Below are 23,142 nucleotides of genomic sequence, written 5' to 3' on the forward strand. Positions count from 1 at the left end.
GCCAGTCGCAAGGGCGCCGTGCGAGCGTGTGTCCAGGAGTCGCGGTCCGTGAAGGCTCCCATCTGACCTATGCTCGTAGATTGTCTGATTGTCGGAGGCTTGCCATGGAGCCAATCCCCGCTGCGCAGTCCTCGTCCGGCAACGCGAACGACCTGGTCCGGAAGCTTCAGGAGACGGAGGAGACGGTGAACGCCTTCCTCGCGAATCCCTGGAAGGTGCCGTGGATCAAGAGGAAGGACCCGGAGCTCGTGAAGGCGTTCTCGCGGATCTCCTCTCGCCTCGTCGAGCTCCGCGTGTATCTGGAGCTCGGAGCCGCCGGGGCCAGTCCGCCACCGCCGGTCCACGCTGTCATCTCCGTCCTCCAGCGCATCACCGACACGCTGGGCCGCGACGCGGCCTGGGATGCCGCCGAGGATTTGAAGATCGCCTTGCTCTACTTCGCGCCGGACGCGCACCTGCTTTCGCTGCTCGACGGCGAAGCGGAGCTGAAGGAACTCCGCGAGCAGCGTGCGGCTGCCGAAAAGACGGGTGAAGCCTTCTCCCCGAAATGGCGGGCAGTGGTCGTGGACCGGCTCGCCTCGCTCTACCAGCAGCGGATGGACTCCTGGCGACATGACCGCGCGAATGAACAGCTCCGCGCGAACTACTACTTCGCGGTGACGGTCGTGCTCGGCGTGGTGCTCGGTCTGGCGGGCGCGATGACGGTCTGGGCGGGGAAGCCCTTTTCCGGCCCCGTGAACACCCTCCTCCTGACGGCGATGGCGGCCGGAGCCCTGGGGTCGGTCCTCGGCGGTGTCTATTCACTGCGGGACGAAGTCATGGGCATCCGGCAGCTCCGTGCCTTCTGGCCCGTGCTGACCGCGCAGCCCTTCGTTGGCGCGACCGCCGCGATGTTGCTCTTCGCCGTGCTGACGAGTGGTCTCATCCAGGTGGGGAACCTGGACGTGGAATCCTTCACCTGGCAGCACCACACCGTCTTCGGTTTCCTCGCGGGCTTCTCCGAGCCGTTCTTCCTCGGCGTCGTGAAGCGGGTCGCGGGCCTGGCGGACGAGAAGAAGGCGCCTCCCCAAGCGCCCCTTCCCCCGAAGCAAGCCGCGGCTACCGAGAGCCCCGTGGCAAAGCCTGCCCGGTAGGGCCATGGCATCACCGAGCAGACGCTCTAGCGGTAGCGCCAGAAGTCTGGCGGCATGGAGGCCATCGGCGCGGAGCTTGGGCCCTACCCGAGCGGCGGCGGGTCTGGCTATAGTTGGCGCCTGAACCGTGCGTCCTGGGACGCGGCTCTTCGAGGTCGCGCGCCAGAGCGGTCTTCTTGCTCGTCCGACATCCCGCCGGTCCCGCGTCGCAGCAGGCAGGAGATTGATCGTGACGAAGAGAGCACTCTTGTTGGCAGCGGTCCTGGCCGCGGGTTGCGGCGGTGAGGCCAAGAAGGCAATCGAGCAGCGACGCATGGCCGTGGCCCAGAAGCTCGCCAAGGTGACGTCGATCGCGGACCAGGCTCGGGCGCTGCCGCCGGTGAAGGAGGGCTCGCTCACGCTCGGCGCGGCGCCCCTCGTCATGGCCTTCCTCACGACCACGCCGCTGCGCACCGGCACCGTGGTCTACGCCGAGGACCTCGACGACCTCTCGGTTTTCAAGGACGAGCCTCCGCACTACACGATGCGCGTGAATCAGGCCCAGTTGGTTCAGGCCTGCGGCCAGCTCCTCGACAAGGGCACCTACGGCCAGCAGACCGCCGCCAACGTGCACGCCAACGTCGCCATCGAGTACCTCGACGCCTGCGCCAACCTCGCCTACGTCTTCGTGCTGCGCACCCGCGAGGTGAAGGGGCGCTCCTTCGAGGGCGACGTCGTCGCCTTCGACCTTGCCGACGGAAAGCCCATCGGCGGCTTCCCGATCTCGTTCACCAGCGAAGGCCGCCGCGACCAGGTGCGCAACACCACGACGAGCGTGAGCACGCAACGGGTGGGCGGCCGCAACCGCACCACGGTCACGAAGACGACCACGATCTCCACGGTGGACGCAGATAGCGATCAACTGCGCAGCGACCTCGATGGAGAGATCGAGGCCGCGATCGTGAAGCTCGCTCCGGCGGGCAAGTGGTTCGACTGACCGAGGTGGCCCGTAGACTGCTACGCACCTGATGAGAGCGCGGAGGTCGTCTCCTCATCCAGGAGAGCCCTTCATCCTCCGCGACCCTGTCGACCGACTTCGCGGACACTCCACTAGATCGGCATGAACACCTTGAAGCCGCTGCGGCCGCCAGCGCCCAGGGTGTTTCTCTCCACGAAGTCGCTGTAGGAGCTGCGGCCGTCGCCCGAGGTGATGGCGGTGTGGCCGTACTTGCTGCCCGCCGCCGTGGAGGTCTTCTCCCAGGTGAGGATGAGGCCGGGAATCTTCAGCGCCTCGGCGAGCGACAGGTTCACCTGCTTGAACTTGTCCCGCGGCAGGTTGTTGTCAATCTGGTTGCCGTTGCCCCACACCTTGATGCCGTAGGTGTTCTGGATGGCGCGGCTGACGCCCGTGGCGCAGAGGCCCTGGCTCGAGTAGCCACCCATGCTCAACGCCACCGAGCGGGCGTTGTTGGCGAGCGCGGAGTTGCCGCGCACGCCACCGGTGCTGGGGGGGGTCGAGGGCGTGCCGCTCACCTTGATGCCGAGCTTGTCCCAGGTCTTCGGCCCGACGACGCCATCGGCGACGAGGCCCTTGGCCGTCTGGAACGCCTTCACCGCTGCGGTCGTCTTCGGACCGAACTGGCCATCCGCCGCACCGGCGTTGAAGCCGAGCTGATTGAGGCGGTTCTGAAGCGCGGTCACGGGTGCGCCGCTGTGGCCCTGCTTGAGCGTGGGGCCGCTACCGCCCGAAGAAGCAGGCGTCGAGGGAGCCGCGGTCAGCTTGGCCCAGGTCTTCGGCCCGACGATGCCGTCGGCGACAAGGCCCTTGGCCTTCTGGAACGCCTTCACCGCCGCCTCCGTCTTCGGACCGAACTGGCCGTCCGCCGCACCCGGGGAGAAGCCCGCGCCGGCCAGCGCCTGCTGCAGGGCCTTCACGGAGGGGCCGGACGCGCCGCGCTTCAGGGTGGGCTGCGAAGGAGCGCTGGCGGCGGCGGGGGTCGTGCGCGCGGCGGAGGAGATACGCATTTCGAAGACCTCGAACAGAGCGACTGTGGGAGGGTTATCGCCCCCAGCGGCCGAGGGTTGCGTCCCATCCTCGCAAAAGTTGAAATTCCGGTGGGGTGCGACAGCCCGCCTCTCGCAGCCGGGCGGCGAAGCGCTCCGCGGAGTCCGGCGTCATGCGCCGCGGCGAGGAGCCAGTCCTCGGCCTTGTCCCAGCTCACGTCATTGCCGGCGCGCAGGGCTGGGCGGCTGGAGAAGGCCACCTGCACCTCGTCGAAGCCGAAGTCAGCGTAGAAGCGCTTGAGCGAGCGCACGAAGCGGACCACCTCTGCCTGCCCCCACGACTCGGCGTGAGAGGCCTTGAAAAGGTATCCGAGTTACCTGTGTCATGAGCAGGAGCCCCGGTGTCGCCGCACCGGGCCGGTGCGCGTCCCCGAGGCCCCGGACATCACCTCACACGCAGACCCACTGGGTGCCGTCACAGACGCAGGCAAAGCGCCGTCCTGATCCCCCGAGGAGGGTGCAGTACGTAACCGCGCCCTGCGTGGCACACGCCGTGGTGTCGACGTCCGAGCAGGCCGGGGTGGCGCTGGCCGTGACCTCCTCCGTGGCCGGCGTGGGCTCCTCGGACTGGAGCTCGGCCTCGGGCCCACCACAGCCCAGCAGGGACACACTGAACATCACCGCTACCGCGACGAAGACATTCTTCACGAGACACCTCGGACGGGTTGAGTGAGACCGGCTCAAACTACTCCAGTCTCTCCAACCTGTCGGACATATCTCGTGTCCGCGGTGATTCACGCGAGCAGCGACGCGAGGCCAATCATCCCGGCGATGAGCCCGCCGCCGATGAGAGACATGCTGCTCATGTCTTCCGGAAGCGCCTCGCCCTGGCCGGGGCTGCCCGCGGCACCGACCATGCTCAGCCGTCGTCGCGGGCCCGCGCCCTCGCGGGCCCTCAGAGACTCAGGATGCCCGTCATGGCCTCCGCCATGTCGAGCGGAAGCTCGCCTTCATGGGGGCTGCGCGTGCCAGCCCCTCGCGTCGCGGTCACCTTCACCACGAACCGTGAGGTGGACACCAGCCCTGGAGGCAGCCGCACCTCCGCGTCCGAGGTGACGACGTAGGCCCTGCTGGTTCCGTCGAGCGCGATGACCTGGACGAAGTAGCGCGTCGCGGTCCCGAGTTCGGGCGGGTCCCAGCTCACCGTGGGCGTGCCCCCCACGCCCGTGAGCCCGATGGAGGCGCTCTGCCCGTTGATGCGCAGGTTGCGCACCGGGCCGAGCCGGGGGGCCAGCGTGCCTGCCTCGGCCAGCCCCTCGAGGGTGTCGGCGCGCCGCAGGACCAGCGTGCCGTTGTAGGCGGAGTCGCCCGAGGTGAGCCGCACCTGCGTGGAGGCGGAAACATGCGCCACGCGCCGCCAGCGCTCCGGGAAGGCGTCCAGGAAGCGCACGGTATAGGGCGCGAGAGCGACATCGATGGACGTGGACGCGAAGGCGAGCTCGGGGGTGCTGCCGAGCCGCGCGAAGGGCTCGGCACCCGGGCGCGCCCCGATGGCCCAGTTGAGCGAGCGAAGCCGTCCCGCCTGCGGGTGCGCTCCCCTCAGTTGCGTCTCGAACGCCGCGACATCCACCGAGAAGGACACGCTGCGCTCGTTGCCCTCTGTGAGTCCCACGTCGAGCGCGGCTGCCTGCCCTGGCTTGAGCGAAACGCCTGGCTGGTGGAAGCCGCGCACCACCCGCGTGAATGCATGGCCCCCGTCGATGCCCGCGCTCTCGGAGAGCTGCTGCACCCAGAGCGAGTCCCCCTGGGAGCCATCGAGCAGGGTGAGGAAGCGGGACACCCGCACGTCGAGCTGCGTGGCGCCGGGCTGGGGCAGCGTGCCTCCGAAGTCCTCGGCGATGCTCAGGCGCATGTCCTCACTGGGGGTGCCACCATTGGGCGAGCTCAGCCGGAGGCTGTCGGTCTGCTGCCAGGGCGCGAGCCCGGAGACGTGCAGGTCGAGTGCGGTCCCCGCGGGGACGCTCCAGTCGAGGCTGGGCCGCTGCACCAGGGTGCTGCGCAGCTCCACCTGGCGCGCGTCCGTCCACAGGTGGGTGCCATTGAAACGCAGGAAGTAGGGGCCCTCCGGTACGCCAGGGATGACGTACCCCTCAATGCCGACATGCCGCGCGGAATACACCTTGAAGCCACCGTCTGGCAGCCCGCCCGGGACAAGCGCCGCCGGCTCCGGCTCGCCAATCCCCGCCCCCGCCTGCCACTCCGTGACATGCCCGCCCTCGTCGATGAATTGGACGATGGGCGCGAAGCGGACGCCTTCGCCCACCGTGTCGGTTCCGCTGTCCGCAGGCGTCCCGCTGTCGGTGGGCGGCGGCGCTCCCGCGTCGGGTCCATCCACCGGGTCGGAAGTGCAGGCAATGAAAGACACCGCAAGCAGCGCGGCGAGGCAGGGCCGAACGGGGCTCATCATGGGATTGTGTGGGTGTGTTTGACGAGGGGTGCGCACCGGTAATGGCGAGCGACACCTCCACTATCGCTGAAGTCTGGCAACGTGTGGAACAGGCGCGTTACAGCAAACCGGGCCTCGGAGGAGACACCCGCCCGCCACTGCCGGGCCACCTCCGCCGCCGCCCCTGAAGAGCCGGGCGGAGCGCGACGAGGGCTCGTGCGATGCGCGTGCCGGAGCCGCACAGGGTCAGCCGCGGCGGCGTCAGCAGCCCGGCGGGTGTTTGCCTCGGTGGCTACCTGGCGGAGCGCCGTCTGCGCTTGCAGTTGGAGAACGGCCGCTAACAGGCCTCGCGCACCGGACAGTGGAAGCAAGCCCCACCCTTCCCGGCTGAGCCATACCACGCTGAAGGTATGTCCAGGCTGCGGGGCGGCGGGCGCAGCACCGTGCGCCACCCCGCAGCCCTTTCCGGCGGTGCCTGTTTGTTCCGCTGCCGGTCATTCCCCTCCTATAGGATGGGTCCCTGCCATCGCGTTCGTGCCATGACGACCCACTCCAGGAGGGCGCCGGTCCGATGAGGGTTCCCAATCCAGACGCGAAGACGATGAACACCGTCCACCACGCGCATTGGCCGGTGGGCCTGCCGCACGCCATCTCCATTCCCGACACGAGCCTGTATGTGAATCTACAGGTCTCCGCGCTGCGCTATCCGAACCGGCCCGCGGTCGTCTTCTACGACACGGTGCGGACCTACGCGCAGGTGCACGAGGAGGTGCTCGCGCTCGCCGGCTACCTGCAGAACGAGTGCGGCGTACAGCGCGGCGACCGCGTGCTGCTGGACATGCAGAACAGCCCGCAGTTCCTCATCGCCTTCTACGCCATCCTCCGTGCCGACGCGATGGTCGTCCCCGTCAATCCCATGCTCCTGACCGAGGAGCTTCAGCACTACGTCACCGACAGCGGCGCAAAGGTCGTCATCGCCTCGCAGGAAATCTTCCCCCGCGTCGCGCCGCTGCTTGGAAGGACGTGCCTCACGAAGGCGGTGGTGGCGGCCTACTCCGACGCCCTGCTCGCACCGACCGAGCTGAACGTGCCCGACTTCGTGCGCGCCCCCTACTCCGTGCCCGCGACGCCGGGCGTGGTGCCCTGGAAGGAAGCGCTGGCCGCAAAGCACGCGCCTCGCGAGCACCTGGCCGGCCCGGATGACCTCGCGTGCATGCCCTACACGTCCGGCACCACCGGACGGCCCAAGGGCTGCGTGCACACGCACCGCACGGTGGTCTTCAACGCGATGGCCACGCCGACCTGGTGCGGACCGGTGGTGCCCGACAACGTCGCGCTGGCCGTGCTGCCGGTCTTCCACGTGACGGGCATGCAGTCGGTGATGAACGCCATGATTTACTCCGGCGGCGCCGTGGTCATGCTGCCGCGCTGGGACCGCGACACGGCCGGCCAGCTCATCACGCGGTACAAGGTGACGTCGTGGACGCTGATTCCGACCATGATGATCGACTTCCTGTCCAACCCGCGCCTGGGTGAATACGACCTCTCCGGCATCCGGCTCGTGTCCGGTGGCGGCGCGGCCATGCCGGCGGCCATCGCGCAGAAGCTGCTCGACCTCACCGGCCAGCAATACCTGGAAGGCTATGGCCTGTCCGAAACGATGGCCGCCTCGCACATCAACCCGCGCCATCGCATGAAGCAGCAATGCCTGGGCGTCCCCTACCTGAACGTCGACTCACGCGTCGTGGACCCCATTACCTTCAAGGAGGTACCGCGGGGCGAGGTCGGGGAGATATGGATTCACGGCCCGCAGGTGTTCAAGGGCTACTGGAACGACCCACAGAAGACCGAGGAGGCCTTCGCCGAGCTCGACGGCAAGCGGTTCTTCCGCTCCGGCGACCTGGGCTACATGGATGAAGAGGGGTTCTTCTTCTTCACCGACCGCCTGAAGCGGATGATCAACGCCAGCGGCTTCAAGGTCTGGCCCGCCGAGGTGGAATCCATGATGTACCAGCACCCCGCCGTGCAGGAGTGCTGCATCATCGCGGCGAAGGATGCGTACCGCGGTGAGACAGTCAAAGCGGTCATCGTGAAGCGGTCCGGCGTGACGGCGACGGGTGGGGACATCATCCAGTGGGCGCAGGAGAAGATGGCCGCCTACAAGGTCCCCAGGGTGGTGGAGTTCGTGGACACGCTGCCGAAGACGGCCACCGGCAAGGTGCTGTGGAAGGTCTTGCAGGACCATGAGTTGGCGAAGCCGTAGGCACCGCTCCGCTACAGCCGCAGGCGAAGCCCGAACACCTCGAGCGCCTCCTGTCTGAAGTCCAGGTCGGGAGCGCGCTCGAAGCCCATCTGCTCGTACATCGTCCAGGCCACCGTCATCGCGCGCGTGGTGTGGATGATGACCTGCCGCACCCCGTCTGCCTTTGCCCGGGCGATGCAGTCCTCGACCAGGGCCCTGCCCACGCCCATCCCACGCGTCCCGGGGTCCACCGCCAGCAACCTGAACCCGGCCGCGTCCTTCTCCCGCGTGGCACTTCCTCCCGAGCCGTACTGCGCCATGTCCGAGAAGTAGACCACTCCACCTGCGAGCGCATCGCCGATGACGGCCACGAGGAGTCGGGTGGCGGGGCGCTCCGCCATCCGCCCGATGTGGGCCAGCATGTCGTAGTACTTCGGCTGTTCGTCCGGCCCCGGGAATCCCTCCAGGCGCGAGTAGACGGAGACCATCAGCTTCCCCAGCCCTTCGAACTCGTCGCTTCTCGCTTCCCGGATGGTGATGTGGCTCTGCATCGCGCGGCCCTCGGCTGTTGGAGCTGCCCTGGACAATAGGGAGGCCGCTACTCGTGAGCGGTACGAAATCCGGACCGGGAGCCCGGCGGCTTCACGGTACCCTTGGTCGATGAAGACCTACGGTCAGTTCTGCTCCATCGCCCGCGCGTTGGACCTGCTCGGAGAGCGATGGACCCTGCTCATCGTCCGCGAGCTGCTCTGCGGGAGCCGGCGCTTCGGCGACCTGCGCCGCGGCATTCCGCGCATCTCCCGCACGATGCTCTCCGCGCGGCTGCGCGAGCTGGTCGACGCGGGCGTCGTCGCGCGCGATGACGGCGACGAGGGGCCTTCGTACGTGCTCAGCCGCTCAGGGGAGGAACTCGCGGGCGTCGTGCGCGAGCTCGGCACCTGGGGGCAGCGCTGGCTCCCCCGCGAGCTCCCTCCGGAGGAGCTCGATGTGGACGCACTCGTCTGGGACATGCGTCGCCGGGTGGATGCCGGAGCCCTTCCTACCGCCCCCGTCCTGACGCGGCTCGAGCTGACCGACGCCCGGGGACGCGCGGCCGTGCGCTACCTGCTCCTCCGCCGGAGCGAGGTGTCGCTGTGCTCCGTCAATCCCGGCTTCCCCGAGGAATTGGTCGTGCGCGCTCCGCTCCGCACCCTCACGGCCTGGTGGCGCGGCGACCTCTCGCTCGCCGACGCGCGCTCGGCGGGGATGGTCGTCCACGGTCGGAGGGAGTGGGTGCGCGCCTTCCCGAAGTGGTTCGAGCGCTACGCGTTCGCGGCTGTCACCCCCGCTGCCTCGGGATGACTCGCGGGCGGCTGCCCGCTCCAGCCGTGTCCTCCCTGAACGCGGCTGCGTCCCATGAGGACGGCGACGCGGAGCGCTCCGGGTGCCAACCCCGCGAGTCCCCGACTTCGCCGTGCTGGTACGCGGCTTGCTCATCTCCTCTCGACACCAACACGAGAGGGTTTTCATGAAGACGAAGAACGCAAGCTGCCTGGCCATCACCGTGGCCGCCCTGTTCTGTACGGCCTCGGCGTATGCGGCGGATTGCCGTGTCACCAGCACCGTCGAGTCGAGCGCCGCCAGCGTCCAGGCCAACACCGACGCGGGAGGACATGTGTCCATCCACGTCAAGGGCAACAAGACGGAGGCCGACAAGTCCCAGTTCCAGAGCGGCGCCAACTTCACCAGCGCCTTCCAGCAGTGGTCGGCCTACTCCGGGCCCAAGGGCCCCACCCCGAAGGGATGCGGTGGCGGTGACAAGGGCGTGATGGACTGCGTCCCCGCGACCCTCGTCAGCATGGGGGTGAACAGCGGCTACGTCTGCCAGGAGGTGGACGACAAGGGCAAGTGCACGAAGGGCTTCAACTTCACCCCCACGAAGGTCGCCTTCCGCTACGCCAAGAACGACAAGGGTAAGTGGATTCTCAACACGGCCTACCCCACCACGAACGACAGCTGCCAGTAGGCCCAGGCGGGCCCGCCGTGCTCCGACATCCGCTGTGTCGGAGCACGGCTCGCACCTGACTCACGCCACCAGCAGCGAGTCGCTCACCTGCGCGAGGTGATGGTCCGCGTCACCGAAGGTGGCGTTGATGACCGTCAGTCGCTTGAACAGGTGGGCCGCGGCCAGCTCGTCCGTGACACCCATGCCGCCGTGGAGCTGCACGGCCTGTTGCCCCACGTAGCGCGCGGACTGCCCCACGAGCGCCTTGGCCGCGGACACCATCCGCCGCCGCTCGGCCGCGTCCTCGGACTGCACCTTCACCGCCGCGACCATGGCCATGGACCGGGCCTGCTCGGTGGCAATCAGCATGTCCGCCATCCGGTGCTGGAGCACCTGGAACCGGCCAATGGGCACGCCGAACTGCTTGCGCGTCTTCAGGTACTCGCGCGTGGTTTCGAGCAGCGCGTCCATGGCCCCCACCGCCTCGGCGCACAGCGCGGCAATCGCCAGGTCCACCGCGCGCTCGATGACCGGCAGCGCGCCGCCTTCCTGCCCGAGCAGCGCCTCCGCCCCCACGCGCACGTCCGACAGCTTCACCTCCGCCGCGCGTCCTCCGTCCTGCGTCACGTAGCCATGGACGCTCACGCCCGGGGCCTCGCGGTCCATGAGGAAGAGCGAGACTCCCGACCTGTCGCGCGAGCCCCCCGCCGTGCGCGCCGAGACGACGAGCTTGCCGGCCTGCGCCCCGGAGAGCACCAGGGACTTGGTCCCGTTCAGGACGTACCCGTCACCCTCCCGCTTCGCCCCGGTGGCGACGTGCTCCAGCGCGTACCGACTCCCCTGCTCGTAGTGGGCGAAGGCCATCAGCAGTTCGCCCATGGCGATGGCGGGCAGCAACGCCGCCTGCTGCGCCTCCGTGCCCGCGTCGCGCACCAGCCCGCCGCACAGCACCACGGTGGGCAGGTACGGCTCCAGCACCAGCGCGCGACCGAAGCTCTCCATGACGAGCATCGTGTCCACGGGGCTGCCATTCATCCCGCCGTGGGCCTCGGGGACGCCGAGCCCGAGCACGCCCATCTCGGCGAGCGTCCTCCAGTGCTCCTTGCTGTAGCCCGCGGCCGAGCGGGAAATCTGGCGCCGCTTCTCGAAGTCGTACTCCTTCGCCAGGAAGCGGCGGAGCGAGTCCTGGAGGGCCTGCTGTTCCTCGGTGTAGCTGAAGTCCATGTCCGCCTCGCCTCACAGGCCCAGGAGCATCTGGGAGATGATGTTGCGCTGAATCTCGTTGGAGCCGCCGAAGATGCTCAGCTTGCGCATGTTGAAGTAGTCACCCGCCGCGGCCGCCGCGTGCTCGCCTCCGACACGCGGGCCGGAGTACCCCGGCTCCAGCGCCTCGGGCAGGTACGCCAGGGCGTCATGCCCGCAGGCCTGCATGGTGAGCTCGAAGATGGCCTGGCCGATTTCCGTGCCCTTGATCTTGAGCACCGAGGCGACGGGCCCCAGCCCCTTCTTCGCGTCCTTCGCCTCCGCCGACAGCACGCGCAGGAGCGTCACCTCCAGCGCGAGCAACTCCACCTTCGCCTGGGCCAGCTTGTCGCGGAAGCGCGCGTCCTCGATGAGCGGGCGGCCGCTGGAGGCCGTCTCGCGGCGGGCCACCGCCTCCAGCCGCTTGAGCAGCCGCTTCCACTGGCCCACGTTGGCCAGCCCCGTGCGCTCGTGGCCGAGGAGGAACTTGGCGTACGTCCAGCCACGGTTCTCCTCGCCCACGAGGTTCTCCACGGGCACCTCGACGTCGTCGAAGTACGTCTCGTTCACCTCGTGCTCACCGTCCAGCATGATGGTGGGACGCACGGTGATGCCCTTGCTCCTCATGTCGATGAGCAGGAAGGAGATGCCCTCCTGGGGCCGCCCTTCGGTGCTGGTGCGCACGAGGCAGAAAATCCAGTCCGCGTGCTGCCCGAGCGTCGTCCAGGCCTTCTGGCCGTTGACGACGTAGTGCTGCCCCTTGCGCTCGGCGCGCGTGCGCAGCGAGGCCAGGTCCGAGCCCGAGCCCGGCTCCGAGTAGCCCTGGCACCACCAGTCCTCGCCACTGAGAATCCGGGGCAGGAAGCGCTCCTGCTGCGTCTTGTTGCCGAAGGCCATGATGACCGGCGCCACCATCCGCAGTCCGAAGTCGAGCTGCCGGGGCGCGCCCGCGTCCGTGGCCTCCTCCTCGAAGATGTGCTGCTCGATGGTGCTCCAGCCCGTGCCGCCGAAGGCCTTCGGCCACCCGGGCGCGCCCCACCCGCGCTGGTGGAGGATTCGCTGCCAGAGGACCGTGTCCTCCTTGCCGAGCCGGAGCCGGTGTTGGACCTTGTGGCTCAGCGCCGGGGGGAGCTGGGCCGCGAGAAAGGCGCGCACCTCGCGCCGGAAGGCTGACTGCTCGGGAGTGTCGTTCAGGTCCATGTTCAGGTCACCTCGAAGAGACCGGCCGCGCCCATGCCGGTGCCAACGCACATGGTGACGACCACGTGCTTCACGCCTCGGCGTCTACCCTCGATGAGCGCGTGCCCCACCAGGCGCGCGCCCGACATGCCGTAGGGGTGCCCCACGGCGATGGCGCCGCCATCCACGTTGAGCCGCTCGTCGGGGATGCCCAGCCGGTCCCGGCAGTAGAGCACCTGCACCGCGAACGCCTCGTTCAACTCCCACAGGCCGATGTCGTCCACCTTCAGCCCGGCCCGCTTCAGCAGCTTCGGCACGGCGAACACGGGGCCGATGCCCATCTCGTCCGGCTCGCACCCGGCCACCGCGAAGCCACGGAAGTAGCCCAGCGGCTTCAGGTTGCGCTGAGCGGCCTGCTTCGCGTCCATCAGCACGCAGGCGGAGGCGCCGTCGGAGAACTGGCTCGCGTTGCCCGCCGTCACCACGCCGCCGGGCACGGCCGAGCGGATGCCCTTCACTCCTTCGAGCGTCGTGTCCGGGCGGATGCCCTCGTCGGCGGCCACCGTCACCTCGCGGGTGCCCAGCGCGCCCGTGCTCTTGTCGGCGGTGCCCATCAGGGTGGTGAGGGGGACGATTTCGTCGTTGAACCTCCCCGCCGCCTGCGCCGCAGCGGCGCGCTGCTGGCTGCGCACGCCGTACGCGTCCTGGGCCTCCTTCGAAATCCCATAGCGGGACGCAACCGTCTCCGCGGTCTGCAGCATGGTCCAGTAGAGCTCGGGCTTGTTCCGGGCCAGCCACTCCTCCTGGAGGTACTGGGTGTTGACGTTCGCCTGCACGGTGGAGATGGACTCCACGCCGCCGGCCACCATCACCCCCGCCCCATCCACGAGGATGTGCTGGGCGGCCATGGCGATGGCCTGCAGGCCCGAGGAGCAGAAGCGGTTGACGGTGACGCCGGCGACGCTCACCGGCAGACCAGCGCGGATGGCGGCCATGCGCGCCACGTCATTGCCGGTGGAGCCCTCGGGCAGGGCGCAGCCGAAGATGACGTCCTCCACCTCGGCCGGGTCCACGCCCGCGCGCTGCACGGCGTGCTGGATGACGTGGCCCGACAGCGTGGCGCCGTGGGTCATGTTGAAGCCGCCGCGCCAGGACTTCGCCAGCGCCGTGCGTGCGGTCGATACGATTGCGACGTCGTTCATGAGTGTCTCCCGCGGAAGTCAGTTGAAGGTCTTGCCCTCGGCGGCGAGCCGGGCGAGCAGGGGCGCGGGCTGCCAGAACGTGCGGTGGCCGCGAGGATTGGCCGCGAAGCCCTCCATCGCGCGCACCACGTTCATCAGCCCCACGGAGTCGGCGTAGAGCATCGGGCCGCCGCGGAAGACCGGGAAGCCGTAGCCCGTCAGGTAGACGAGGTCGATGTCCGAGGCGCGCTGGGCAATGCCTTCCTCCAGGATGCGCGCCCCCTCGTTCGCCAGCGCGAAGACGCAGCGCTGGACGATTTCCTCGTCGCTCAGCTTGCGCGGCGCGACGCCCAACTCCTGGCGGCACGCGTCGATGACCGCGTCCACCGCCGGGTCATGCAGGGCGTCGCGGCGGCCGGGCTCGTAGCGGTAGAAACCGGAGCCGGTCTTCTGGCCGAAGCGGCCCATTTCACACAGCCGGTCGGCGATGAGCACGCGCCGCATCTCCGGGCGCTCCGCGTACTGGCGCTTGCGAATGGCCCAGCCGATGTCGCCGCCCGCCAGGTCCGCCATCTTCAGCGGCCCCATGGCGAAGCCAAACGCCTCGATGGCGCCGTCCACCTGCTGGGGTGATGCGCCCTCCTCCAGCATCACCAGCGCCTCGCGCTGGTACATGGCAATCATGCGGTTGCCGATGAAGCCGTCGCAGACGCCCGACACCACCGCGGTCTTCTTGATGGCCTTGGCCAGCTGCATGACGGTGGCGAGCACGTCGCTGCCGGTCTTCTCGCCGCGGATGACCTCGAGCAGCTTCATCACGTTGGCGGGGCTGAAGAAGTGCGCGCCCACCACGTCCTGGGGCCGCCGCGTGAAGCCGGCAATCCGGTTCAGGTCGAGCGTGGAGGTGTTGCTCGCGAGGATTGCCCCCGGCTTGCAGACCTCATCCAGCTTGCGGAACACCGCCTCCTTGACGGACAGCTCCTCGAACACCGCCTCGATGACGAGGTCGGCCTGGCGGAAGTCTTCGTAGGACAGCGTCGGCTTGAGCAGCGCGAGCCGCTGCTCGGCCTTGTCGGCCTTGAGCTTCCCCTTGGCGACCTGGCCCTCGTAGACCTTGCGGATGGAGCCGAGCCCACGCTCCAGCGCCTCCTGCTTCATCTCCAAGAGGACTACCGGGATGCCGGCGTTGAGGAAGTTGATGGCGATGCCGGTGCCCATGGTGCCGGCGCCGATGATGCCCACCGACTGGAGGGTACGGGCCGGCGTGTCCTCCCCCACCCCGGCCACCTTGGAGGCGGCGCGCTCGGCGAAGAACGCGTGGCGCAGGGCGCGCGACTCGGAGGTCTGCATGAGGTTGACGAAGGCCTCGCGCTCCACCCGCAGGCCCTCCTCGAAGCCCTTCGTGACGGCGGCCTCCACCGCGTCCACGCACTTGAGCGGCGCGGGGAAGTTCTTCGACGCCGCGCCGACGGCCGTGCGGGCGTACAGGAAGAACGCCTCCGGCCTGGGGTGCGTCGCGGTGAGGTCTCGCACCCGCTTGAGCGGCCGGCCCTCCTCGACGACGACCCGGGCGAAGGCGAGCGCGCCCTCGAGCAGGTCGCCCTCGACGAAGTGGTCGAAGAGGGCGGTGCCCTTGAGCTGCTCGGAAGGGACGGTGGCGCCGGACACAATCATGTTGAGGGCCGCCTCCACGCCGATGAGGCGCGGCAGCCGCTGCGTGCCGCCCGCGCCGGGCAAGAGGCCCAGCTTCACCTCGGGCAGCGCAATCTGCGCCCCGGGCTGCACCACGCGGTAGTGACAGCCGAGCGCGAGCTCCAGGCCGCCGCCCATGCACGCGCCGCCGATGGCCGCGATGACCGGCCGGGAGGACGACTCCACGTAGTGGATGACGGTGCCGAGGTGGGGCTCGGCGAGCGACTTCGGCGTGTTGAACTCGCGGATGTCCGCGCCGCCCGAGAAGGCCCGCTCCGAGCCGATGAGGATGACGGCCTTCACCGCCGGGTCCGCCTCCGCCTTCCGCAAGCCCTCGACGATGCCGGCGCGCACCGCGTGGCCGAGGCCGTTCACCGGTGGGTTGTCCAGGCGGATGACGGCCACACTGCCGTGCTGCGCGTAGTGGGTGCTGCTCATGTCAGCTCCTCTCTCGCAGCCGCGCGCCGCGAGCCGGGTGAGTCACTTGCTCAACCTGACTCACGTTGAGTTTTCCTGTCAAGACGGCTATTAGCGATTCATGGCGACATCTCGACCCAGGGCCGCCGGGAGCAAGCGGCACTCGCCGCCGAAGGCGACCCGGCTGGCACGGGAGCTGGCGGGCGGAGGAGCGAAGGCGAAGGTCACCCCCCTGGACGCGTTCCAGCTGGCGCGGAAGAAGTGGCTGGCCGGGGAGCGCATCGACATCGGGGCGCTCGCGAAGGAACTGGGCGTGGGCCGGGCGACGCTGTTCCGCTGGGTGGGCAGCCGCGAGCTGCTCATCGGAGAAATCATCTGGTCCATCCAGGTGCCCTTCATGGAGAAGGCCCGGGCGGAGGTGAAGGAGCGCGGCGCGAAGGGCGCGGCCTACGTGGCGGGCGTCAGCGAGCGGCTGATGGAGGGCATCCGCTCCTTCGCGCCCCTGCGCCGCTTCATCGAGAACGACCCCGAGTACGCACTGCGGGTGCTCACCTCGAAGAGCAGCACGGTGCAGAGCCGCAACGTGGACCTGGTGCGTGAGAACCTGATGGACCAGGTGGAGCGCGGGCACCTCACCCCGCCCCTGCCGATTGATACCCTCGCCTACGTCATCGTGCGCATCGGCGAGGCGTTCGTGTACGCGGATGTCATCAGCGGCCGCGAGCCCGCCATCGACCAGGCCGCCGCCGCCATCCTCGTGCTGCTCGGCGGCAAGCCGAGGTAGCGACCTGCCGCGTGCGTACGGGACGCGCCGCGTTCCCACCGTACGCAGTCTCCCGGGACCTCACCGCCCCTACCCGGCGACTCCAGGCGGGGGGGGCCCACCTTCCCAGGCGGCATGGACGTTGCTGAAATGCCGCCGCATGAGCTCCGAATCCACGCTGTCCACCTCGAAGCCCCATGGTCCGCTCGGACCCATCGCGGTGTCATTGTCCGGCGGCGGCTATCGCGCGGCGGCATTCCACCTGGGGACGCTGCGGTTCCTGGACACCGTGGGACTGCTGCCCGACGTGGTGGGTCTGTCCACCGTGTCCGGCGGCACGCTCACCGGGCTCGCGTGGGTGGTGAGCCAGATTGATGGCAAGCCCTTCACGGAGTTCTACGACGGCTATTCGGCGTACCTGAAGCGGACCAACGTGATTGGCGAGGCGCTGGGCGAGCTCACCTCGAACCGCGACCACATCAGCCACAACTGGGCCAGCCTCATCCGCTCCGCTGCGGACGTGTATGCCCGGCCGGACTTCCTCGGGGACCGGAACCTCGGCGAAGTCCTCGGCGCGAGCGGGCTGCAGTTCCAGGAGGCCATCTTCAACTCCACCGAGTTCCACACCGGCCTGGACTTCCGCTTCCGGCGGAGCAACAACCCGGCCGCGCTGCTGGGCAACAACAACTACCGGCTGCCGCGCTCCGTGGCCCAACACGTCCGGCTGGCGGACATCGCGGCCGCGTCGTCCTGCTTCCCGGGCGGCTTCGAGCCGCTGGTCTTCCCGCAGCAGTTCCACTGGCCCCAGGACTTCCCGCTCAGCGCCGCGCTCGGTGAGCTGGCGCCGGGCTTCAATGGCGGGCTGCCGCTGATGGATGGCGGCATCTACGACAACCAGGGCGTCGACAGCCTGATGCTGGCCTTCGAGGGGACGCCCAACCCGCCCACGCTGCTCATCTCGGACGTCAGCGTGCAGCAGGATGAGATCTACAACATCCCCGAGAATCCGACGAAGCGGGGCTGGGTGACGCTGAACGGCGTCTCGTGGATGGGCTGGGGGCTGTTCTTCCTGACGCTGGCCAGCGCGGCCATCCTGGCGTGGCATGGCTTCAAGGCCGCGCGCGCGGGCACCTGGAGCCCCGAGGACTATTTCCTGTACCTGGTGCCCGGCGCGATGACCGCGTCCGTGGCGGCGGCGCTGGTCTGGGCCCACCGACGCCTTCACGACGTCAACGCGATGCTTCGCAAGACGCTCGACATGGACGCCTGGCCGTCGTTCATGAAGCTCACGGTGGCGGAGCTCGCGCAGATGCTGGTGCTGCGCGTCGGCTCGGTGCTGGCGCTGACCTCCAGCGTGTTCATGAAGCGGGTACGGGGACTGGTGTTCGACCGCGTGTACAAGGCCCAGGACTTCAAGGACCGGCGGATGTCGAATCTCATCTACGCGCTCACGGTGAACCGTCCCCGCCTGTTCACCGAGTACCCGTGGCTGCAGCCCGGGCCGCACCTGGTGGCCCTGTCCCAGCAGGCCTGCCAGATGCCCACCACGCTCTGGTTCAGCGATGCCAACCAGTTCACCACGCTGGAGTCCGCCGGAGAGGCCACCATCTGCTACGTGTTGCTGCGCCACATCATCGAGCACCGCAAGGGGCAGTACGAGTCCGAGGGACAGCCGCTGTACGGCCTCTTCCAACGGCTGCGGAAGGAGTGGGCGGGGTTCAACCAGGGCGTCCGCGCGCCCGAGGCCCAGCGCTCCGTCGCAGCCTAGCTTCCCGCCCCGAAGACACGACGGCCCGCCCCGGAGGTCCGAGGCGAGCCGTCGCACACCCACGCGTGGGCCGCGGGTCAGTCGAGGTAGAAGCACTGCCACTGGTTGTGGGGGAAGTCCTGGCAGATGCACGTGCCGGGCTGCCCGTTGGGGAACTGACAGGACAGCTCGGAGAACGGACCACAGCCCCGGTCCTGGAGCTGCGAGCAGGGCGTCTCGAGCGCCGCCTGGTCCTGCTGCAGCGCCGCGTCGTCCCCGTTGCTGTCGGGAACGGCCCCTCCGCCACAGCCCAGCAGCCCCATGGCGGAGACAACGAACGCGGACACGACATGACGTCGGAACATGCGTGAAACCCCTTTCACTCCGGTGAAGCCGGGATGGACGCAGCAGGGGATGCGTCCGTCAAGTTTCGCGGACTTTTCTGTACTCAAAGGAAATACCCGTCCCGTGAGGACGAGAGCGAGCCCGGCTCCGCTGCGCATGCCCAACCCGATTGCCGGTGGAGCAGTAGCCATGCTGAGTTGACGCCCGGGCTCCCAGTCAGCGGCGAGCCTCCATTCGCCGCTTCGCGAGAGGGTATGAAACATCAGTCGCATCGAATGCTGGGGTGGACGGTCGGGCTGCTGGTGTGGGCCGGGTGTAGCGGAGACGGAGGGCCGCCAACCGTTCCCGATACCCATGCGCCCTCCGTACCCGGCATGCTGCGCGCCGGCCCCGTCTCGAGCTCGATGATGGCCCTGGCCTGGGCGGCGAGCACCGACGATGTCGGCGTGACGGGCTACCGCGTCGAGCGGTGCACGGGCGACGGCTGCACTGACTTCGCGGTGGTGGGAACCCAGACGGGGCTCACCCACCAGGATGGGAACCTCGCCGCCAGGACGCTCTACCGCTACCGGATTGCCGCCTTCGACGCCGCGGGCAACATCAGCGAGGCCTCCGCCGCCACCCAGGCAACCACTCCGGAGCCCACCCCGGAGCCCACCCCGGATGGCGGCACCGGCAATGACGGCAATGCCACCGTGGCTGGCGAGGTCCGCCTTCCGTACCCGACGCTGAACCACCTGACGGTGGAATGGGCCTTCAGCGGCGATGACAACGCCAATGGCCTGGTGACGGTGCGCTACCGGCCCTCGGGCACCACGCCCTGGCGCGAGTCGCTGCCGCTGCGCCACGTGCCCGGCGGCGGCAACGAGGGCTTCAACTGGACCCGTCGCCATTCGGGCAGCGTGTTCGACCTGCAGCCGGGGACGACCTACGAACTGGAGCTGACGCTCACCGACCCGGACGGTGGAGCGACGACGCGCACGGTGAGCGGCACCACCCGGGCGGTGCCGGTAGCCATGGCGGGCGCCCCGGTCAAGGCGGTGACGCCCGGCACCTTCGCCACCGTCACCGCGAGCGCCCAGCCGGGTGACATCCTGGAGTTCGGCGCGGGAATCTACAGCGGCTTCGACTGGTCCCGGAGTGGTGCCGTCGGCAGGCCCATCGTCCTCCGCGGCGTCCCGGGCACCGTCGTCAACGGGCCGCTCAACGTCTTCAACCAGAGCTACGTGCACCTCGAGGGGCTCACGGTGAACGGGCGCATCCGCTTCAATGGCTCGAACCACCTCGCCATCACCCGCTGCACCGTCAACGCCAGCGCCAGCTCCGGAGGCGACGGCATCGTGACGTACCTCCGGGCGGAGAACGCCTATATCGCCGACAACGTGGTGACGGGCCTCACCACCTGGGCCGAGTCGTCGCTGGGCGTCGACGGCAACAACCTGGGTGAGGGAATCGCCGTCACCGGCCCCGGGCACGTCATCCAGAACAACCGGGTCACCGGCTTCCGCGATGGCATCTCCCTGTTGGAGGACGACGAGGCGGCGGACCAGTTCAGCATCGACATCCTGAACAATGACCTCCGAGAGAACGCAGACGACGGCATCGAGGCGGACTTCTGCTTCCACAACTGCCGCATCGTGCGCAATCGCCTGACCAACAACTTCATCGCGCTGTCATCGCAACCGGGGCTCGGCGGGCCCACCTGGTTCGTGCGCAACGTCGTCTACAACCCGGTCCACGTCGCCTTCAAGCTCTACCGCGGCAGCACCGGTGACGTGCTCCTCCACAACACGGTGGTGAAGAACGGCGATGCCCTGGGAATCTACGCGGGCCGGCCGGTGGCACGCCTCTACTCGCGCAACAACCTGTTCCTCGGCGGGCCGGGCGGCACTTTCAATGGCTACAGCAGCGGCTCCGGGCGCACGCTGCACATTCCCGACCTGGTGACCACCAACTCCAGCCTGGACCATGATGGCTTCGGCTCCACCTCGGGCGAGTTCATCGGCAGTTGGGGGAGCACCCGCTTCTCCAACCTCGCTTCGCTGCGCGCCAACACCAGCGAGAAGAGCGCCGTGCAGGTGGACCTCGGCGTCTTCGCGGCGACCGTCGCATACCCGGCCGCGCCGATGACACAGTATGCGGCGCCCGACCTGCGCCTCCGCACGGGCTCGGCCGCGGAGAACGCGGGACAGGTCCTCCCAGGCATCACGGATGGCTTCAGCGGCGCCGCGCCGGACCTCGGTGCCCATGAGGTGGGCGCCGCGCTACCGGTGTACGGCCCTCGGCCCTGAGATTCCCAACGCGCAACCTTCACGGAGCCCCCGCGCGGGGGCATGCTGCCCTTCGATTGGCACCCCTGGAGGCCGTGTGATTCGTACCCGCTTCTCCCTCGCAACTGTCGCCGCCGTGTTCCTGACCGTCGCCCTCTCCCCCCTGGCCAATGCGGCCCCGGCCGGAGCGCGCGCGCAGGACGAAGCGGCCCTCCGCAAGCTCGTGGCCGACCAGACCGAGGCCTGGAACCGCCAGGACGCGGCGGCGTGGAGCAAGGACTTCACCGACGACGCCACCTTCATCAACATCGTCGGCACCATCTTCAGCGGCCGCGCCGAAATCGAGAAGCGACATGCCTTCGTCTTCGGCACCCTCTTCAAGGGCAGCCGCAGCGAGGTGACGGTGCGCAACCTCCTGTTCCTCGACGGAGGCGTGGCGGTGGTCGACACGGAGCACCAGGTGACCGGCTACGCGGGGCTGCCTCCGGGCGTCCAGGCCACCACGCCGGGCGTGCTGCGAACCCAGATGCGGTACGTGCTGAAGAAGACCCGCGGCCGGTGGCTCATCGTCGCGGGCCAGAACACCGACGTGAAGCCCGCGCCCGTCCCTGCCGGAAGCTCGCCGGCGCCTGCCGGGCATTGACGGCAGCGGCACCTGGGAGCACGGCCAGGGCAGGCGCGTGCCTCCCTCGCTGCCCTCGCGCCAGGGCGTCACCGGGTCGGCGCGCCGTCACTCCCGAAGGTGCACGGGCGCGGCCATAGCGTTGAGCGATGCCTGAGTGGTTCCATGCACCGGACTCCTGGCTTGCCCGGCTCGTGCTCCAGCGGGGCCTGGGACTCGGCTACCTCCTCGGCTTCCTCGTCGCGCTGGAACAATTCCGGCCGCTGCTCGGGGAGAAGGGCCTCCTCCCCGTCCCGCACTACCTCGCCAGGGTGCGCTTCCGCGACGCGCCGAGCGTGTTCCACTTCCGCTACTCCGACCGCCTGCTGGTCGCCGTTGCGCTCGTCGGCATCCTCCTGTCGCTCACCGTCGTGCTCGGGCTCCCCGACGCGTGGCCGGTGCCCCTCACGGTGGCCCTCTGGCTCGTGCTCTGGGCGCTCTACCTCTCCATCGTCAACGTCGGGCAGACCTTCTATTCCTTCGGCTGGGAGTCGCTCCTCCTGGAGGCCGGCTTCCTCGCGGCGTTCCTGGGCCCGGCCTGGAGCGCGGTGCCCGCCCCGCTCATCTGGCTCTTCCGCTGGCTGCTGTTCCGCGTCGAGTTCGGCGCCGGGCTCATCAAGCTGCGCGGCGACCCGTGCTGGCGTGACCTCTCCTGCCTCGACTACCACCACGAGACACAGCCGATGCCGAACCCGCTCTCGTGGTACTTCCATCGCCTGCCCGGGCCGCTGCACCGGGCCGAGGTGCTCGGGAGCCACTTCGCCCAGCTCGTCGCGCCCGTCCTCCTCTTCTTCCCTCAGCCCATCGCCACCTTCGCGGGGCTCTTCATCGCGCTCACGCAGGCGTGGCTCGTCCTGAGCGGCAACTACTCCTGGCTCAACTTCGTCACCATCGTCCTCGCCTTCTCCGCCTTCGACGATTCCCTGCTCGCGCGGGTGCTACCGCTCGAGCGCGCCGGGACGACCGTCGTCTCCTGGCACGATGCGCTCGTCCTCGCGGTCTCCGCGCTCGTCGTCGCGCTCTCCTACCGGCCCACGCGCAACCTCTTCTCACGGGAGCAGGTGATGAATGCCAGCTTCGAGCCGCTCCGCCTCGTGAACACGTACGGTGCTTTCGGCAGCATCACCCGCGAGCGCTACGAGGTCGTCATCGAGGGCACGAGCGACGAGCGAATCACCCCGGACACGCAGTGGCGTGAGTACGAGTTCCGCGGCAAGCCGACCGACCCGAAGCGGCGCCCGCCGCAGTGGGCGCCGTACCACCTGCGCCTCGACTGGCTCATGTGGTTCGCCGCACTGTCGCCGGCGTATGCGCCCAGGTGGTTCCGGCCGTTCATGGTGAAACTCCTGCAGAACGACGCGGCGACACTCCGCCTGCTGCGGCGCAACCCCTTCCCACGACACCCGCCGCGTGCGGTCCGGGCAACCCTGTACCTCTACCGCTTCACGACCTGGCAGGAGCGGCGTGACACGGGCGCATGGTGGGAGCGCACGCGCCTGGGCGAGTACCTTCCACCGATGATGCTCCTCGGCTGACGGCCCGACACGCCCCACGTGGAACCGACGGACGTACGGCCAAGGCAGAAGTCGCGTGGCCCGCGCGGTTGCCCTTCACGCGGAAAGTATCCGCGACGCACCGACCCCGGCCCGTTGAAACCGACACTTCGATTCACGTAACCGTGCCCCTCCCCGAATCTCTGGGGAAACACCAACCAACACGCGTGTATCGACAACCGGGAGACGACATCGTGACTTCTCATGACCTGGGAGTTGCATCTGTAAATCAGTGGCGATGGAGTGCAATCCTGCTGGCGGCAATGGTGGGCTGTGGTCAGGAAACGCAGGCGCCAGCCGCTCC

At 68.9% G+C, this 23,142-nt stretch carries 20 protein-coding genes; 10 read left to right on the forward strand and 10 right to left on the reverse strand.

What is annotated here, in order from left to right; all coding sequences use genetic code 11:
• The first annotated feature begins 104 nt into the window (after positions 1-104).
• Together OV427_RS08370 and OV427_RS08375 are read left to right on the forward strand one after the other, a co-directional pair.
• Positions 105-1,133, forward strand: coding sequence for a hypothetical protein (locus OV427_RS08370; protein ID WP_267855585.1), 1,029 nt, complete (start codon positions 105-107; stop codon positions 1,131-1,133).
• 229 nt (positions 1,134-1,362) lie between these two features.
• On the forward strand, positions 1,363-2,109 hold the full coding sequence (locus OV427_RS08375; RefSeq protein WP_267855586.1) for a hypothetical protein: 747 nt from the start codon (positions 1,363-1,365) through the stop codon (positions 2,107-2,109).
• Positions 2,110-2,222: 113 nt separating this feature from the next.
• On the opposite strand, the gene OV427_RS08380 is transcribed toward OV427_RS08375, so the two are convergent.
• The 4 genes from OV427_RS08380 to OV427_RS08400 all read right to left on the reverse strand — a co-directional run bounded on the left by OV427_RS08380 (position 2,223) and on the right by OV427_RS08400 (position 5,439).
• Positions 2,223-3,137: a peptidoglycan-binding domain-containing protein gene (locus OV427_RS08380; protein ID WP_267855587.1), complete on the reverse strand. Its 915-nt coding sequence runs from the start codon at positions 3,135-3,137 to the stop codon at positions 2,223-2,225.
• Between the two features lie 429 nt (positions 3,138-3,566).
• Entirely contained in the window at positions 3,567-3,824 is a 258-nt protein-coding gene (locus OV427_RS08390) for a hypothetical protein (RefSeq protein WP_267855588.1), read from the reverse strand.
• 86 nt (positions 3,825-3,910) lie between these two features.
• Positions 3,911-4,033 carry a hypothetical protein gene (locus tag OV427_RS08395; protein ID WP_267855589.1) on the reverse strand — a complete coding sequence of 41 codons (123 nt, stop codon included), beginning with the start codon at positions 4,031-4,033 and terminating at the stop codon, positions 3,911-3,913.
• A 38-nt stretch (positions 4,034-4,071) separates the two neighbouring features.
• Positions 4,072-5,439 carry a hypothetical protein gene (locus OV427_RS08400; protein WP_267855590.1) on the reverse strand — a complete coding sequence of 456 codons (1,368 nt, stop codon included), beginning with the start codon at positions 5,437-5,439 and terminating at the stop codon, positions 4,072-4,074.
• Between the two features lie 694 nt (positions 5,440-6,133).
• Between OV427_RS08400 and OV427_RS08405 the strand changes: the two genes are divergently transcribed.
• The gene (locus tag OV427_RS08405; protein ID WP_267855591.1) at positions 6,134-7,825 is read left to right on the forward strand and encodes a long-chain fatty acid--CoA ligase; all 1,692 of its coding nucleotides are present in this window, start codon (positions 6,134-6,136) and stop codon (positions 7,823-7,825) included.
• An 11-nt stretch (positions 7,826-7,836) separates the two neighbouring features.
• Here the strand turns inward: OV427_RS08405 and OV427_RS08410 are convergent, their stop codons facing one another.
• On the reverse strand, positions 7,837-8,355 hold the full coding sequence (locus OV427_RS08410) for a GNAT family N-acetyltransferase (protein ID WP_267855592.1): 519 nt from the start codon (positions 8,353-8,355) through the stop codon (positions 7,837-7,839).
• Between the two features lie 109 nt (positions 8,356-8,464).
• On the opposite strand from OV427_RS08410, the gene OV427_RS08415 reads away from it, so the two are divergent.
• Both OV427_RS08415 and OV427_RS08420 read left to right on the forward strand, forming a co-directional pair.
• Positions 8,465-9,145: a winged helix-turn-helix transcriptional regulator gene (locus OV427_RS08415; protein WP_267855593.1), complete on the forward strand. Its 681-nt coding sequence runs from the start codon at positions 8,465-8,467 to the stop codon at positions 9,143-9,145.
• Between the two features lie 166 nt (positions 9,146-9,311).
• The gene (locus OV427_RS08420) at positions 9,312-9,809 is read left to right on the forward strand and encodes a hypothetical protein (RefSeq protein ID WP_267855594.1); all 498 of its coding nucleotides are present in this window, start codon (positions 9,312-9,314) and stop codon (positions 9,807-9,809) included.
• A gap of 60 nt (positions 9,810-9,869) precedes the next feature.
• On the opposite strand, the gene OV427_RS08425 is transcribed toward OV427_RS08420, so the two are convergent.
• From OV427_RS08425 to OV427_RS08440, 4 genes are read right to left on the reverse strand one after another with little or no spacing between them, the layout of a single operon-like run.
• Entirely contained in the window at positions 9,870-11,012 is a 1,143-nt protein-coding gene (locus OV427_RS08425; RefSeq protein ID WP_267855595.1) for an acyl-CoA dehydrogenase family protein, read from the reverse strand.
• Between the two features lie 12 nt (positions 11,013-11,024).
• Positions 11,025-12,230, reverse strand: a complete 1,206-nt coding sequence (locus OV427_RS08430) for an acyl-CoA dehydrogenase family protein (RefSeq protein ID WP_267855596.1) — start codon at positions 12,228-12,230, stop codon at positions 11,025-11,027.
• A gap of 2 nt (positions 12,231-12,232) precedes the next feature.
• Positions 12,233-13,411: an acetyl-CoA C-acyltransferase gene (locus OV427_RS08435; RefSeq protein ID WP_267855597.1), complete on the reverse strand. Its 1,179-nt coding sequence runs from the start codon at positions 13,409-13,411 to the stop codon at positions 12,233-12,235.
• An 18-nt stretch (positions 13,412-13,429) separates the two neighbouring features.
• Entirely contained in the window at positions 13,430-15,520 is a 2,091-nt protein-coding gene (locus OV427_RS08440) for a 3-hydroxyacyl-CoA dehydrogenase NAD-binding domain-containing protein (protein ID WP_267855598.1), read from the reverse strand.
• Between the two features lie 100 nt (positions 15,521-15,620).
• Here OV427_RS08440 and OV427_RS08445 point away from each other — a divergent pair, with 100 nt between their 5' ends.
• Together OV427_RS08445 and OV427_RS08450 are read left to right on the forward strand one after the other, a co-directional pair.
• Complete coding sequence (locus OV427_RS08445) at positions 15,621-16,283, forward strand: QsdR family transcriptional regulator (RefSeq protein WP_267855599.1); 663 nt, start codon at positions 15,621-15,623, stop codon at positions 16,281-16,283.
• Between the two features lie 139 nt (positions 16,284-16,422).
• On the forward strand, positions 16,423-18,030 hold the full coding sequence (locus OV427_RS08450) for a patatin-like phospholipase family protein (RefSeq protein WP_267855600.1): 1,608 nt from the start codon (positions 16,423-16,425) through the stop codon (positions 18,028-18,030).
• Between the two features lie 77 nt (positions 18,031-18,107).
• Here the strand turns inward: OV427_RS08450 and OV427_RS08455 are convergent, their stop codons facing one another.
• Positions 18,108-18,374, reverse strand: coding sequence for a hypothetical protein (locus OV427_RS08455; RefSeq protein ID WP_267855601.1), 267 nt, complete (start codon positions 18,372-18,374; stop codon positions 18,108-18,110).
• A 387-nt stretch (positions 18,375-18,761) separates the two neighbouring features.
• Here OV427_RS08455 and OV427_RS08460 point away from each other — a divergent pair, with 387 nt between their 5' ends.
• The 3 genes from OV427_RS08460 to OV427_RS08470 all read left to right on the forward strand — a co-directional run bounded on the left by OV427_RS08460 (position 18,762) and on the right by OV427_RS08470 (position 22,820).
• On the forward strand, positions 18,762-20,645 hold the full coding sequence (locus tag OV427_RS08460) for a right-handed parallel beta-helix repeat-containing protein (RefSeq protein ID WP_267855602.1): 1,884 nt from the start codon (positions 18,762-18,764) through the stop codon (positions 20,643-20,645).
• Between the two features lie 76 nt (positions 20,646-20,721).
• Positions 20,722-21,267 carry an SgcJ/EcaC family oxidoreductase gene (locus tag OV427_RS08465; RefSeq protein ID WP_420718251.1) on the forward strand — a complete coding sequence of 182 codons (546 nt, stop codon included), beginning with the start codon at positions 20,722-20,724 and terminating at the stop codon, positions 21,265-21,267.
• A gap of 128 nt (positions 21,268-21,395) precedes the next feature.
• Positions 21,396-22,820, forward strand: a complete 1,425-nt coding sequence (locus OV427_RS08470; protein ID WP_267855603.1) for a lipase maturation factor family protein — start codon at positions 21,396-21,398, stop codon at positions 22,818-22,820.
• Positions 22,821-23,142: the final 322 nt, after the last annotated feature.

It is taken from the genome of Pyxidicoccus sp. MSG2, assembly GCF_026626705.1.
GTDB lineage: Bacteria > Myxococcota > Myxococcia > Myxococcales > Myxococcaceae > Myxococcus.

What these genes read in the sequence shown, in the direction of transcription:
- OV427_RS08450 (WP_267855600.1), top strand. Translation starts at nt 16,423, where the DNA reads ATGAGCTCCGAATCCACGCTGTCCACCTCGAAGCCCCATGGTCCGCTC.
- OV427_RS08455 (WP_267855601.1), bottom strand. Translation starts at nt 18,374, where the DNA reads ATGTTCCGACGTCATGTCGTGTCCGCGTTCGTTGTCTCCGCCATGGGG.
- OV427_RS08425 (WP_267855595.1), bottom strand. Translation starts at nt 11,012, where the DNA reads ATGGACTTCAGCTACACCGAGGAACAGCAGGCCCTCCAGGACTCGCTC.
- OV427_RS08370 (WP_267855585.1), top strand. Translation starts at nt 105, where the DNA reads ATGGAGCCAATCCCCGCTGCGCAGTCCTCGTCCGGCAACGCGAACGAC.
- OV427_RS08405 (WP_267855591.1), top strand. Translation starts at nt 6,134, where the DNA reads ATGAGGGTTCCCAATCCAGACGCGAAGACGATGAACACCGTCCACCAC.
- OV427_RS08445 (WP_267855599.1), top strand. Translation starts at nt 15,621, where the DNA reads ATGGCGACATCTCGACCCAGGGCCGCCGGGAGCAAGCGGCACTCGCCG.
- OV427_RS08420 (WP_267855594.1), top strand. Translation starts at nt 9,312, where the DNA reads ATGAAGACGAAGAACGCAAGCTGCCTGGCCATCACCGTGGCCGCCCTG.
- OV427_RS08470 (WP_267855603.1), top strand. Translation starts at nt 21,396, where the DNA reads ATGCCTGAGTGGTTCCATGCACCGGACTCCTGGCTTGCCCGGCTCGTG.
- OV427_RS08395 (WP_267855589.1), bottom strand. Translation starts at nt 4,033, where the DNA reads ATGGTCGGTGCCGCGGGCAGCCCCGGCCAGGGCGAGGCGCTTCCGGAA.
- OV427_RS08415 (WP_267855593.1), top strand. Translation starts at nt 8,465, where the DNA reads ATGAAGACCTACGGTCAGTTCTGCTCCATCGCCCGCGCGTTGGACCTG.
- OV427_RS08435 (WP_267855597.1), bottom strand. Translation starts at nt 13,411, where the DNA reads ATGAACGACGTCGCAATCGTATCGACCGCACGCACGGCGCTGGCGAAG.
- OV427_RS08410 (WP_267855592.1), bottom strand. Translation starts at nt 8,355, where the DNA reads ATGCAGAGCCACATCACCATCCGGGAAGCGAGAAGCGACGAGTTCGAA.
- OV427_RS08460 (WP_267855602.1), top strand. Translation starts at nt 18,762, where the DNA reads ATGGCCCTGGCCTGGGCGGCGAGCACCGACGATGTCGGCGTGACGGGC.
- OV427_RS08430 (WP_267855596.1), bottom strand. Translation starts at nt 12,230, where the DNA reads ATGGACCTGAACGACACTCCCGAGCAGTCAGCCTTCCGGCGCGAGGTG.
- OV427_RS08380 (WP_267855587.1), bottom strand. Translation starts at nt 3,137, where the DNA reads ATGCGTATCTCCTCCGCCGCGCGCACGACCCCCGCCGCCGCCAGCGCT.
- OV427_RS08440 (WP_267855598.1), bottom strand. Translation starts at nt 15,520, where the DNA reads ATGAGCAGCACCCACTACGCGCAGCACGGCAGTGTGGCCGTCATCCGC.